8 protein-coding genes are annotated in these 12,941 nt (G+C 67.1%); all 8 read right to left on the bottom strand.

Annotation, left to right across the window (positions count from 1 at the left end; all coding sequences use genetic code 11):
* Positions 1-86: 86 nt before the first annotated feature.
* Positions 87-3,986 (bottom strand): DNA-directed RNA polymerase subunit beta', encoded by a 3,900-nt coding sequence (locus tag ACH4K4_RS20515; protein ID WP_398169206.1) that lies wholly within the window; start codon positions 3,984-3,986, stop codon positions 87-89.
* 124 nt (positions 3,987-4,110) lie between these two features.
* Positions 4,111-7,593 (bottom strand): DNA-directed RNA polymerase subunit beta, encoded by a 3,483-nt coding sequence (gene rpoB / locus ACH4K4_RS20520; protein ID WP_398168962.1) that lies wholly within the window; start codon positions 7,591-7,593, stop codon positions 4,111-4,113.
* Between the two features lie 606 nt (positions 7,594-8,199).
* Positions 8,200-8,586 (bottom strand): 50S ribosomal protein L7/L12, encoded by a 387-nt coding sequence (rplL, locus tag ACH4K4_RS20525; RefSeq protein ID WP_398168963.1) that lies wholly within the window; start codon positions 8,584-8,586, stop codon positions 8,200-8,202.
* Positions 8,587-8,675: 89 nt separating this feature from the next.
* Positions 8,676-9,227, bottom strand: coding sequence for a 50S ribosomal protein L10 (gene rplJ, locus ACH4K4_RS20530; protein WP_398168964.1), 552 nt, complete (start codon positions 9,225-9,227; stop codon positions 8,676-8,678).
* Between the two features lie 282 nt (positions 9,228-9,509).
* Positions 9,510-10,385 (bottom strand): hypothetical protein, encoded by an 876-nt coding sequence (locus ACH4K4_RS20535; RefSeq protein ID WP_398168965.1) that lies wholly within the window; start codon positions 10,383-10,385, stop codon positions 9,510-9,512.
* 182 nt (positions 10,386-10,567) lie between these two features.
* Positions 10,568-11,290: a 50S ribosomal protein L1 gene (gene rplA, locus ACH4K4_RS20540; RefSeq protein ID WP_398168966.1), complete on the bottom strand. Its 723-nt coding sequence runs from the start codon at positions 11,288-11,290 to the stop codon at positions 10,568-10,570.
* 110 nt (positions 11,291-11,400) lie between these two features.
* Positions 11,401-11,835: a 50S ribosomal protein L11 gene (rplK, locus tag ACH4K4_RS20545; protein ID WP_398168968.1), complete on the bottom strand. Its 435-nt coding sequence runs from the start codon at positions 11,833-11,835 to the stop codon at positions 11,401-11,403.
* A gap of 166 nt (positions 11,836-12,001) precedes the next feature.
* Positions 12,002-12,922 carry a transcription termination/antitermination protein NusG gene (nusG, locus tag ACH4K4_RS20550; RefSeq protein ID WP_398168969.1) on the bottom strand — a complete coding sequence of 307 codons (921 nt, stop codon included), beginning with the start codon at positions 12,920-12,922 and terminating at the stop codon, positions 12,002-12,004.
* Positions 12,923-12,941 lie beyond the last annotated feature (19 nt).

Below are 12,941 nucleotides of genomic sequence, written 5' to 3' on the forward strand. Positions count from 1 at the left end.
GAAACCGGCGGGCCGCACTACCGGAAACGCCGCAGGGCGGCCACCCCGGATGGGGTGACCGCCCTGCGTACAGCGCGTTACCAGGATTACTGGTTGTACGGACCGTAGTCGTAGTCCTCCAGCGGGACCGCCTGGCCGGAGCCGGTGCCGAAGGGCGAGTAGTCGATGTCGTCGTAACCGACGGCCGAGTACATCGCGGCCTTGGCCTCCTCGGTGGGCTCCACCCGGATGTTGCGGTAGCGGGACAGGCCCGTACCGGCCGGGATGAGCTTACCGATGATGACGTTCTCCTTGAGGCCGATCAGGGAGTCCGACTTGGCGTTGATCGCCGCGTCGGTGAGCACCCGGGTCGTCTCCTGGAAGGACGCCGCCGACAGCCAGGACTCGGTGGCCAGCGAAGCCTTGGTGATACCCATCAGCTGCGGACGACCGGAGGCGGGGTGACCGCCCTCCTGGACCACGCGACGGTTCTCGCCCTCGAACTTCGTGCGCTCCACCAGCTCGCCCGGCAGCAGCTCCGCGTCGCCGGACTCGATGATCGTCACACGGCGCAGCATCTGCCGGATGATGATCTCGATGTGCTTGTCGTGGATCGCCACGCCCTGGTTGTTGTAGACCTTCTGGACCTCGCCGACCAGGTGGACCTGGACGGCCCGCTGGCCCAGGATGCGCAGCACGTCGTGCGGGTTGACGGCACCCACGGTCAGCGCCTGGCCGACCTCGACGTGGTCACCCTCGCCCACCAGCAGACGGGCACGCTTGGAGACGCCGTAAGCCGTCTCGTCGCTGCCGTCGTCCGGCGTGACGATGACCTTCTTGGTCTTCTCGGTCTCCTCGATCCGCACGCGGCCGGCGGCCTCGGAGATCGGGGCGACACCCTTGGGCGTACGGGCCTCGAACAGCTCGACGACACGCGGCAGACCCAGGGTGATGTCGTCACCGGCCACACCACCGGTGTGGAAGGTACGCATCGTCAGCTGGGTGCCGGGCTCACCGATGGACTGGGCGGCGATGATGCCGACCGCCTCACCGATGTCGACCAGCTTGCCGGTGGCCAGCGAGCGGCCGTAGCAGTAGGCGCAGGTGCCGACCGCGGACTCACAGGTCAGGACCGAGCGGGTCTTGACCTCCTCGACGCCGTGCGCGACCAGCTGGTCGATGAGCACGTCGCCGAGGTCCACGTTCGCCGACGCGATGACCTTGCCGTCCACCACGACGTCCTCGGCCAGCATGCGTGCGTACACGCTGGACTCGACGTCGTCCGCCTTGCGCAGGACACCGTCGGCGCCCTTGCCGGCGATCCGCAGCTTCAGACCGCGCTCGGTGCCGCAGTCCTCCTCGCGGATGATGACGTCCTGGGAGACGTCGACCAGACGACGGGTGAGGTAACCCGAGTCGGCGGTACGCAGGGCGGTGTCCGCGAGACCCTTACGGGCACCGTGGGTGGAGATGAAGTACTCCAGCACGGACAGACCCTCGCGGAACGAGGCCTTGATCGGACGCGGGATGGTCTCGTTCTTCGCGTTCGACACCAGACCACGCATACCGGCGATCTGCCGCATCTGCATCATGTTTCCTCGGGCACCCGAGTCAACCATCATGAAGATGGGGTTCGTCTTGGGGAAGTTGTCGTTCATCGCCTCGGCGACCTCGTTGGTCGCCTTGGTCCAGATGTTGATCAGTTCCTGAGTGCGCTCGTCCTTGGTGATCAGACCGCGCTCGTACTGCTTCTGGACCTTCTCGTCCTGGGCCTCGTAGCCCGCGACGATGGCCTTCTTGGCCTCCGGCACGACGATGTCCGAGACCGCGACGGTGACACCGGAACGGGTCGCCCAGTGGAAACCGGCCGCCTTCAGGTTGTCGAGCGTCGCCGCCACGATGACCTTCGGGTAGCGCTCGGCCAGGTCGTTGACGATCGCGGAGAGCTGCTTCTTGCCCACCGAGTAGTCGACGAACGGGTAGTCCTCGGGCAGCAGCTCGTTGAAGAGCGCGCGGCCCAGGGTCGTACGCAGCCGGAAGCTGTCACCCTGCTGCCACTCGGGCTCGCCCTCTTCCTGCGCCGGCGGGGTCCAGCCACGGGGCGGGACGGTGCCGATCGGGAAGCGGATGTCGACCTTCGCCTGGAGCGAGAGCTCCCGGTTGTCGAAGGCCATGATCGCCTCGGCGACCGAGCCGAAGGAGCGGCCCTCGCCGATGACCTTGCGCTCCGCCTCGTCGGTGGTGAGGAAGAACAGGCCCAGCACCATGTCCTGGGTCGGCATGGTGACCGGACGGCCGTCGGCCGGCTTGAGGATGTTGTTCGAGGACAGCATCAGGATGCGGGCCTCGGCCTGCGCCTCCGCGGACAGCGGCAGGTGCACGGCCATCTGGTCACCGTCGAAGTCCGCGTTGAACGCGGTGCACACGAGCGGGTGAATCTGAATGGCCTTGCCCTCGACCAGCTGCGGCTCGAAGGCCTGGATGCCGAGGCGGTGCAGGGTGGGCGCACGGTTCAGCAGGACCGGGTGCTCGGCGATGACCTCTTCGAGGACGTCGTAGACGACCGTACGGCCGCGCTCGACCATCCGCTTGGCGCTCTTGATGTTCTGCGCGTGGTTCAGGTCGACCAGGCGCTTCATCACGAACGGCTTGAAGAGCTCCAGCGCCATGGCCTTCGGCAGACCACACTGGTGCAGCTTCAGCTGCGGACCGACGACGATCACGGAACGCGCGGAGTAGTCCACACGCTTACCGAGCAGGTTCTGACGGAAACGGCCCTGCTTGCCCTTGAGCATGTCGCTCAGGGACTTCAGCGGGCGGTTGCCGGGACCGGTCACCGGGCGGCCGCGCCGGCCGTTGTCGAACAGCGCGTCGACGGCCTCCTGGAGCATCCGCTTCTCGTTGTTCACGATGATCTCGGGCGCGCCGAGGTCGAGAAGCCGCTTCAGGCGGTTGTTGCGGTTGATCACACGGCGGTACAGGTCGTTCAGGTCGGAGGTCGCGAAGCGGCCACCGTCCAGCTGCACCATCGGACGCAGGTCCGGCGGGATGACCGGGATGCAGTCCAGCACCATGCCGTTGGGGCTGTTGCGGGTCTGCAGGAACGCGGAGACGACCTTCAGGCGCTTGAGCGCACGGGTCTTCTTCTGGCCCTTGCCGGTGCGGATGATCTCGCGGAGCTTCTCGGCCTCTTCGTCGAGGTCGAAGGACTCCAGGCGCTTCTGGAGCGCGGCCGCGCCCATGCCGCCCATGAAGTACGTGCCGAAGCGGTCACGCAGCTCGCGGTAGAGCAGCTCGTCGCCCTCCAGGTCCTGGACCTTGAGGTTCTTGAAGCGGTTCCACACCTCGTCGAGGCGGTCGATCTCGCGCTGCGCGCGGTCGCGCAGCTGCTTCATCTCACGCTCGGCGCCCTCGCGCACCTTGCGGCGCACGTCCGCCTTGGCGCCCTCGGCCTCCAGCTCGGCCAGGTCGGTCTCGAGCTTCTTGGCGCGGGCCTCCAGGTCGGCGTCGCGGCGCTGCTCGATCTGCTGGCGCTCGACGGAGACGTGGGCCTCCAGCGAGGGCAGGTCGCGCGTACGGCGCTCCTCGTCCACCCACGTGATCATGTAGGCGGCGAAGTAGATGACCTTTTCCAGGTCCTTCGGGGCGAGGTCGAGCAGGTAGCCCAGCCGCGACGGAACGCCCTTGAAGTACCAGATGTGCGTGACGGGGGCGGCCAGCTCGATGTGGCCCATCCGCTCACGGCGCACCTTGGCGCGAGTGACCTCGACGCCACAGCGCTCGCAGATGATGCCCTTGAACCGGACACGCTTGTACTTGCCGCAGTAGCACTCCCAGTCCCGGGTCGGACCGAAGATCTTCTCGCAGAAGAGCCCGTCCTTTTCCGGCTTGAGGGTGCGGTAGTTGATGGTCTCCGGCTTCTTGACCTCACCGTGAGACCACTGTCGGATGTCGTCCGCGGTCGCCAGGCCGATCCGCAGCTCGTCGAAGAAGTTGACGTCGAGCACTGTCGTCAATCCCTCTTTCAGGGTCGTGCCCTTCGCGTAAGCGAAAAAATGGGCTCTACATCATGGTCTGTACGGGTCCGGGGCGACCGGGGCTCCTCGGGAAAAGGAGCCCCGGCCAGGCCCGTCAGACCTCTTCGACGCTGCTCGGCTCGCGCCGGGACAGGTCGATACCGAGCTCCTCCGCGGCGCGGAAGACATCCTCGTCCGTGTCGCGCATCTCGATGGACATGCCGTCCGAGGACAGCACCTCCACGTTCAGGCAGAGCGACTGCATTTCCTTGATGAGCACCTTGAAGGACTCGGGAATGCCGGGCTCGGGGATGTTCTCGCCCTTGACGATGGCCTCGTAGACCTTCACGCGGCCGGTCACGTCGTCGGACTTGATCGTCAGCAGCTCCTGGAGGGCGTACGCGGCGCCGTAAGCCTCCAGCGCCCACACCTCCATCTCACCGAAGCGCTGGCCACCGAACTGGGCCTTACCACCCAGCGGCTGCTGGGTGATCATCGAGTACGGACCGGTCGAGCGGGCGTGCAGCTTGTCGTCGACCAGGTGGTGGAGCTTCAGGATGTACATGTACCCGACCGAGATCGGGTCCGGGAACGGCTCACCGGAACGGCCGTCGAACATCCGGGCCTTGCCGGTGTCCTTGACCATCCGCTCGCCGTCGCGGTTCGGCAGCGTGGAGTCGAACAGACCAGCGAGCTCGTCCTCGCGCGCACCGTCGAAGACCGGGGTCGCGACGTTGGTGCGGGGCGCGACCTCGTCGGCGCCGATCGCCTGGAGACGCTTCTGCCAGTCCTCGTCGCCCTCGACCTTCCAGCCCTGGCTGGCGAGCCAGCCGAGGTGGATCTCCAGGACCTGTCCCGGGTTCATTCGGGACGGGACACCCAGCGGGTTGAGGATGATGTCGACCGGGGTGCCGTCCTCCAGGAACGGCATGTCCTCGACCGGCAGGATCTTGGAGATGACGCCCTTGTTGCCGTGGCGGCCCGCGAGCTTGTCACCGTCGGTGATCTTGCGCTTCTGCGCCACGTAGACGCGGACCAGCTGGTTCACGCCCGGGGGCAGCTCGTCGCCCTCTTCGCGGTCGAAGACGCGGACGCCGATGACCTTGCCGATCTCGCCGTGCGGGACCTTCAGCGAGGTGTCACGGACCTCACGGGCCTTCTCGCCGAAGATGGCGCGCAGCAGGCGCTCCTCGGGGGTCAGCTCGGTCTCGCCCTTGGGCGTGACCTTGCCGACGAGGATGTCGCCGGCGACGACCTCGGCACCGATCCGGATGATGCCGCGCTCGTCGAGGTCCGAGAGGACCTCCTCGGAGACGTTCGGGATGTCCCGGGTGATCTCCTCGGGGCCCAGCTTGGTGTCCCGGGCGTCGACCTCGTGCTCCTCGATGTGGATCGAGGACAGGACGTCGTCCTGCACGAGGCGCTGCGACAGGATGATCGCGTCCTCGTAGTTGTGGCCCTCCCAGGGCATGAAGGCGACGAGCAGGTTCTTGCCCAGCGCCATCTCGCCCTCGTCGGTGGAGGGACCGTCGGCGAGCACCTGGCCCACGACGACGCGCGCGCCCTCGTCCACGACGACCTTCTGGTTGAAGGAGGTGCCCTGGTTGGAGCGGGTGAACTTGGCGACGCGGTACGTGGTGTACGTGCCGTCGTCGTTGGCGACGGTGATGTAGTCCGCGGAGACCTCCTGGACCACACCGTCCTTCTCGGCCTTGATGACGTCGCCGGCGTCGACCGCGCAGCGGTACTCCATGCCGGTGCCGACCAGCGGGGCCTCCGCCTTGATCAGCGGCACGGCCTGGCGCATCATGTTCGATCCCATGAGCGCGCGGTTGGCGTCGTCGTGCTCCAGGAAGGGGATCATGGCGGTCGCGGCCGACACCATCTGGCGCGGCGAGACGTCCATGTAGTCCACGTCCTCGCGGGCGGCGAGGTCGACCTCACCACCGCGGCGGCGGCACATCACGCGGCCCTCGGCGAACTGCATGTCCTCGGTGAGCGGCGCGTTGGCCTGCGCGATGAGGAAGCGGTCCTCCTCGTCGGCGGTCAGGTAGTCGACCTGCTCGGTGACCCGGCCGTCGACGACCTTGCGGTACGGCGTCTCGATGAAGCCGAAGACGTTGACGCGGCCGTACGAGGCGAGCGAACCGATCAGACCGATGTTCGGGCCTTCGGGCGTCTCGATCGGGCACATGCGGCCGTAGTGCGAGGGGTGCACGTCACGGACGTCCAGGCCGGCCCGCTCACGGGACAGACCACCGGGGCCCAGCGCGGACAGACGGCGCTTGTGGGTCAGACCCGACAGCGGGTTGGTCTGGTCCATGAACTGGGACAGCTGGCTGGTGCCGAAGAACTCCTTGATGGAGGCGACGACCGGCCGGATGTTGATCAGGGTCTGCGGCGTGATCGCCTCGACGTCCTGGGTGGTCATGCGCTCGCGCACGACACGCTCCATACGGGCGAGACCCGTACGGACCTGGTTCTGGATCAGCTCGCCGACGTTGCGCAGGCGGCGGTTGCCGAAGTGGTCGATGTCGTCGGTCTCGACGACGATCTCCGTGCCGTTCTCGCCGATCGTCTCGGTCTCGCCCGCGTGGAGCTTGACCAGGTACTTGATCGTGGCGATGACGTCGTCGGTGGTCAGCACGCCGGCGTCCAGCGGCTCGTCGCCGCCGAGCTTCTTGTTGACCTTGTAGCGGCCGACCTTCGCGAGGTCGTAGCGCTTCGGGTTGAAGTAGAGGTTCTCCAGCAGCGTCTGCGCGGCCTCGCGCGTCGGCGGCTCGCCCGGACGCAGCTTGCGGTAGATGTCGAGCAGCGCGTCGTCCTGGCCCTGGGTGTGGTCCTTCTCCAGGGTGGCGCGCATCGACTCGTACTCGCCGAACTCTTCGAGGATCTGCTCGGTCGTCCAGCCGAGGGCCTTGAGGAGGACGGTCACGGACTGCTTGCGCTTGCGGTCGATGCGCACGCCGACCATGTCGCGCTTGTCGATCTCCATCTCCAGCCAGGCACCCCGGGACGGGATGATCTTGGCCGTGAAGATGTCCTTGTCGGACGTCTTGTCGATCTGGCTGTCGAAGTAGACGCCCGGCGAGCGGACCAGCTGCGAGACGACGACACGCTCGGTGCCGTTGATGCAGAAGGTGCCCTTGTTGGTCATGAGCGGGAAGTCGCCCATGAAGACCGTCTGGGACTTGATCTCGCCGGTCTCGTTGTTGGTGAACTCAGCCGTGACGAAGAGCGGGGCCGCGTACGTGAAGTCGCGCTCCTTGCACTCGTCGATGGAGTTCTTCGGGGGCTCGAATCGGTGGTCGCGGAACGTCAGCGACATCGACCCGGAGAAGTCCTCGATCGGGGAGATCTCTTCGAAGATCTCCTCCAGACCGGACTTGGTGGGGACGTCCTGACCACTTTCCAGCGCAGCCTCGACGCGACCCTTCCATGCGGCATTGCCGAGCAGCCAGTCGAAGCTTTCGGTCTGCAGCGCAAGGAGGTTCGGAACCCCGAGGGGCTCCTTGATCTTCGCAAAAGAGATGCGCAGCGGGGCGGTGCTGTCGCCGTTGTTCGTATTGGCAGTCGAGGCGTTGCGCGAGGCGGCCAAGAGGGGGTCCTTCCGAGGGCTCGGACTCACTACGCGCGTACCGGTCCCTAACCGAACACACCGGAGGAAAGGCCCAGGTCAGGGCGGATCAGTCGGCATTGCTCGGGCTCGGGTATGCCCCTGGTGACGGGCAGGGAGCAGCTAACAGGCAGCGCAAAGGGTCAGTGTAGCCACTCGGCACACTGATGTCCAGAGCGAGTTTCCGGAGACCGGCCCAGCACCGTGATACCGATCTTCTCCCTCCGGGAGGTGGCACCCTCCGTGACGGAGGAACCCCTCGTTGTTCTTCTCAACGCCCAACGCCGTATGCCTGCCGCAAGCCGTGCGCCAACAGGCGCACACCGATGCTTCCCTCTTCGACGACGATCCATGCCTCGAACCCGGATCGCTTCTGACGTCGCGTCCTGAGAATTGCGCGCTGCGTGCGGTTCGTCAAGGCCCCCCACCCGCTGGAAGATCGTCACGGGGTGCACGGGGCCGGGCAACGAAGATCACCATACTCGCACGGAAGGGCGGGACGGCGCAGCCGCGGCCCGAACGCCCGAAGGCGACCACCCGCATGGGTGATCGCCTTCAGGTTTGCGAAGAGTCAGCAGACTCGTCGGGTCACTTGACCTCGACGGAGGCGCCGGCGCCCTTGAGGGCCTCGGCGGCCTTGTCCGCGGCGTCCTTGGCGACCTTCTCGAGGACCGGCTTCGGGGTGCCGTCGACGAGGTCCTTGGCCTCCTTCAGACCCAGCGAGGTCAGCTCACGCACGACCTTGATGACCTGGATCTTCTTGTCGCCGGCGCCGGTGAGGATGACGTCGAACTCGTCCTGCTCCTCGGCGGCCTCGGCGGCCGGGGCGCCCGGGGCACCGGCGGCGGCAACGGCGACGGGGGCGGCAGCCTCGACGTCGAACTTCTCCTCGAACTTCTTCACGAAGTCGGAGAGCTCGATGAGGGTCATCTCCTCGAACTGGGCCAGCAGTTCGTCCTGGGTGAGCTTCGCCATGGTGGCGGTCCTTCCACTAATTCGGCTGGTGCCGGATGTACATTGCGGCGGGCGTGCTGAGCAGACGTGCCCGCTGGACTGGGGAGTGGTTACTCCGCAGCCGCGGCGGGAGCCGGCTCACCGGCACCGCCCTGCTCGACCTTGCTGCGAAGAGCTTCCGCGGTGCGGACCATCTTCGTGAGCGGGGCCTGGAAGGTCGCCGCGGCCTTGGCCATGGACGCCTTCATGCCACCCGCCAGCTTGGCGAGCAGAACCTCGCGGGACTCAAGGTCCGCAAGCTTCTTGATCTCGTCGGCGGACAGCGCCTTGCCTTCAAGGACACCGCCCTTGATGACGAGAGAGGGGTTCTCCTTGGCGAAGTCACGAAGACCCTTCGCCGCCTCGACCGGGTCACCGGTCACGAAGGCGACTGCCGTCGAGCCCTTGAGGTGCTCGTCCAGCGTGATCCCGGCCTCAGTGGCCGCAATCTTGGTCAGCGTGTTCTTCACCACACGGTACTGAGCGTTGTCACCGAGCGAACGGCGCAGCTGCTTGAGCTGAGCGACGGACAGTCCGGTGTACGCGGTCACAACAGCGGCGTTGGAGTTACGGAGCTTCTCCGTGATCTCCTCGACGGCTGCGACCTTGTCGGGCCTCGCCATGAGCCTCGGCCTCCTTCCGGGTGATGAGGACCGCGCAGAAGGGGCTGGGCAAAGCAAACGCCCCGGCGCAAGCGCACGGGGCATGGCTCAACCGGGCGAAACGGAGTTCTTCCGGGAGTTCTTCCTCGTCCACCTGCGCAGGCCGTCCGCAGCTAGCGGATCCTTCGGCCACCGCGCGCCCGTAAAGGCACGCAGAGACAACCAGCGGTCTTTGGCTTCTCCGCTACGGTACGCGAACGGCCCACGCCAGGCAAATCCGGTCACCGGCCGGTGCGAGCGGCCTCAGCCCGCCAGGCCACCGGCCGCGGCACCCGCGCCGGCGCCGGCCTTGCCGCCGTCCGTGGTCTGCGAGGCCGGCGGCTCCTGGACCGTGACCTTGGTGCCGTAGTCGGAGTAGAAGACCGTGTTCTCCGAGCCGCCCAGGTTGCTCTGGGCCTTCTCGGTCTTCTTGACGAGCAGGTTGTCCGGGCCGACCCAAAGGTCGATCGTCTGGCTCGTCGTGCCGTTCTGCTTGAGCGTCTCCTCCAGCGCCTTCATGTCCTTCTGGCTGAAGTCCTCGGACGCCTGCATGCGAGCCAGCTCGCTCACCTCGAAGGTGGCGGTGTAGTGGGTCGCCCGGACGCCGCGCACGTCCTCCGTACCGGCCTTCTCGGCCTTGCCCGAGGCGATGACCAGCGCCATGGCGCGCGTCGGGTTGTTGTTCTGCGCCTGGTCCTTCATCAGCGCGCCGAGCGCGGACTGCTTGGCCATCGCGTTGTAGTCGTACTTCATCCAGGGCTTGTCGCGGAGCCCGAGATTGACGTACACCGCCTCGGGAGTCGTCACGGTCTTGATGGGCTTGCCGCCGCCCAGCCCCGCCGCGTCTCCCTGCGGGGACATCTCGGCCTGCGCCCGGACGCCCTTGGACCAGTCCATCGCGCCCTTGACGGACATCGTCATCTTGCCCAGCCTGTTCGTCCCGTCGATCTTGGCCGAGCTCTTGGCGCCGGTCTTCTCGGAGGCCGTCCGCAGGGCCGCGACGGCGGCCTGGACCGGCGAGCCGCCGCCCGCGGCCTTGTCGCCGCCCGCCGTGCCGCCACCGTCCTGGTCACCGCAGGCGGTGAGGCCGGCCATCATGACGACCCCGGCCACGACCGCGGTGATGCGCGCAGTACGCACGTGCTGCTCCCCGTTGTAGATCACCTTCACGACTGCAAGCGAGAGTAGTGCAGGGGGGTGACAGCGCCCTGGCAGGGCTGCGCACACCGCCGGGACCGGCCTCCCCGGCGCATGCGAAGGGCCCCGCACCTCGATGAGGTGCGGGGCCCGGCATACGCGTACGCGCGTGCCTGCCGTCAGACTCAGACGGCGAGCACGTCCTCCTCGACGAGGAGGTTGCGGGTGCGGTTGGAGTCGACCGGAACGCCGGGGCCCATCGTGGTGGTGATGGTGGCCTTCTTGATGTAGCGGCCCTTGGCGGCGGACGGCTTGAGGCGGTTGATCTCCTCCAGCGCCGCGGCGTAGTTCTCCACCAGCTTGGCGTCGTCGAAGGACACCTTGCCGATGATGAAGTGGAGGTTCGCGTGCTTGTCCACGCGGAACTCGATCTTGCCGCCCTTGATGTCGGTGACAGCCTTGGCGACGTCCGGGGTGACGGTGCCGGTCTTCGGGTTCGGCATCAGACCACGGGGACCGAGCACGCGGCCGAGGCGGCCGACCTTGCCCATGAGGTCCGGCGTGGCGACGACGGCGTCGAAGTCCAGGCGGCCCTTGGCGACCTCGTCGATCAGTTCGTCGGAGCCGACGATGTCGGCGCCCGCGGCTTCCGCGGCCGCAGCACGGTCGCCGGTCGCGAAGACCAGGACCCGGGCGGTCTTACCGGTGCCGTGCGGAAGGTTCACGGTGCCACGGACCATCTGGTCGGCCTTGCGCGGGTCGACGCCCAGACGCATGGCGACCTCGACGGTCGCGTCGAACTTGGCCAGGGAGGTCTCCTTGGCCAGACGGACGGCTTCGAGCGGGGCGTACTGACGCTCCCGGTCGATCTTCGCGTCCGCGTTGCGAAGATTCTTGCTGCGCTTCACTGCTGCTCCTGAGTGGTGGCGATGGAGTCGTGGTACGGGCCAGCGCCTGGCCCTGCCACGTGCCCCTGTCGGAATGCGGCGGGTGCCGCGGGGCTACTGCGGGGTGGCTGTCAGCCCTCGACCGTGATGCCCATGGAACGGGCGGTGCCGGCGATGATCTTCGACGCGGCGTCCAGGTCGTTGGCGTTCAGGTCGGGCATCTTGGTGGTGGCGATCTCGCGGACCTGGTCGGCCGAAATCTTGGCGACCTTGGTCTTGTGCGGCTCGCCGGAGCCCTTCTCCACGCCCGCGGCCTTCAGGATCATCTTCGAGGCCGGCGGGGTCTTGGTGATGAAGGTGAAGGAACGGTCTTCGTAGACCGTGATCTCCACCGGGATGACCCAGCCGCGCTGCGACTCGGTCGCGGCGTTGTAGGCCTTGCAGAACTCCATGATGTTGACGCCGTGCTGGCCCAGCGCGGGGCCGACCGGCGGGGCCGGGTTCGCGGCACCGGCCTGGATCTGGAGCTTGATGAGCCCCGTGACCTTCTTCTTCTTGGGAGGCATGCTCTCTCCGGGTCCTAGTGAGAGGTTTTCGCCAGACCATCCGGTCATCCGGATGGAGGCATACCGCACAACGATAACGGGTATAGAGGTGCGGCCAAAAACCGAGCAGGTCAGACGGTCCCCGAGGGGCTCGTCTGACCTGTTCGGAAGCGTTGTCCCAGAAGTGTCAGTTCTTCTGGATCTGGTCGAAGCTCAGCTCGACCGGGGTCTCGCGGCCGAAGATCTCGACGAGGCCCTTGACCTTCTTCGAGTCGGCGTTGATCTCGTTGATCGTGGCCTGCAGCGTGGCGAACGGGCCGTCGGTGACGGTGACCGAGTCGCCCACCTCGAAGTCCAGCACCTGGACCTCGACCTTGCGGGACGGAGCGGGCTTGCCCTCGGCCTCGGCGGCCTCCTTGGCGGCCTTCTCCTCGGCCTCCGGGGCGAGCATCTTGACGATCTCGTCCAGGGTCAGCGGGTACGGGTCGTAGGCGTTGCCCACGAACCCGGTGACGCCGGGCGTGTTGCGCACGACGCCCCAGGACTCGTTGGTCAGGTCCATGCGCACGAGCACGTAGCCCGGGAGCTTGTTCTGGCGGACGTTCTTGCGCTCGCCGTTCTTGATCTGGACGATCTCTTCCTCGGGGACCTCGGCCTGGTAGATGAAGTCCTCGACGTTGAGCGAGACGGCGCGCTGTTCCAGGTTGGCCTTCACGCGCTTCTCGTAGCCCGCGTAGGTGTGGATCACGTACCACTCGCCCGGCAGGGTGCGCAGCTCCTCGCGGAGTGCGGCGATCGGGTCGACCGGCTCCTCGTCGGCGTCCTGCGCCGCCGCGTCCTCGGCGTCCTCGGCGCTCTCGGCCACGTCGGCGGCCTCGTCCTCGTCCTCGACGGTCACCGCGGCCTCTTCGGCGGGCTCGCCCGCCTCGGCGTCCTCGGTGTCGAGCTCGTCGGCCGCGTCGGCGCCCTCGACGATCTCGCGAGCGCCCTCTTCGTCGGCAATCGCCGCAGCGTCGCCCTCGACCTCGGCCGAGGCAGCCGCCGCGTCAACGTCGGCCGCTGCCGTCTCGACGGAGTCGGCGGCGTCGTTCAGGTTCGGGTCAGACACGGTGGCTGCTTCTTCCTGG

Origin of the sequence: Streptomyces sp. NPDC017529 (assembly GCF_044329785.1) — a bacterium.
GTDB lineage: Bacteria > Actinomycetota > Actinomycetes > Streptomycetales > Streptomycetaceae > Streptomyces.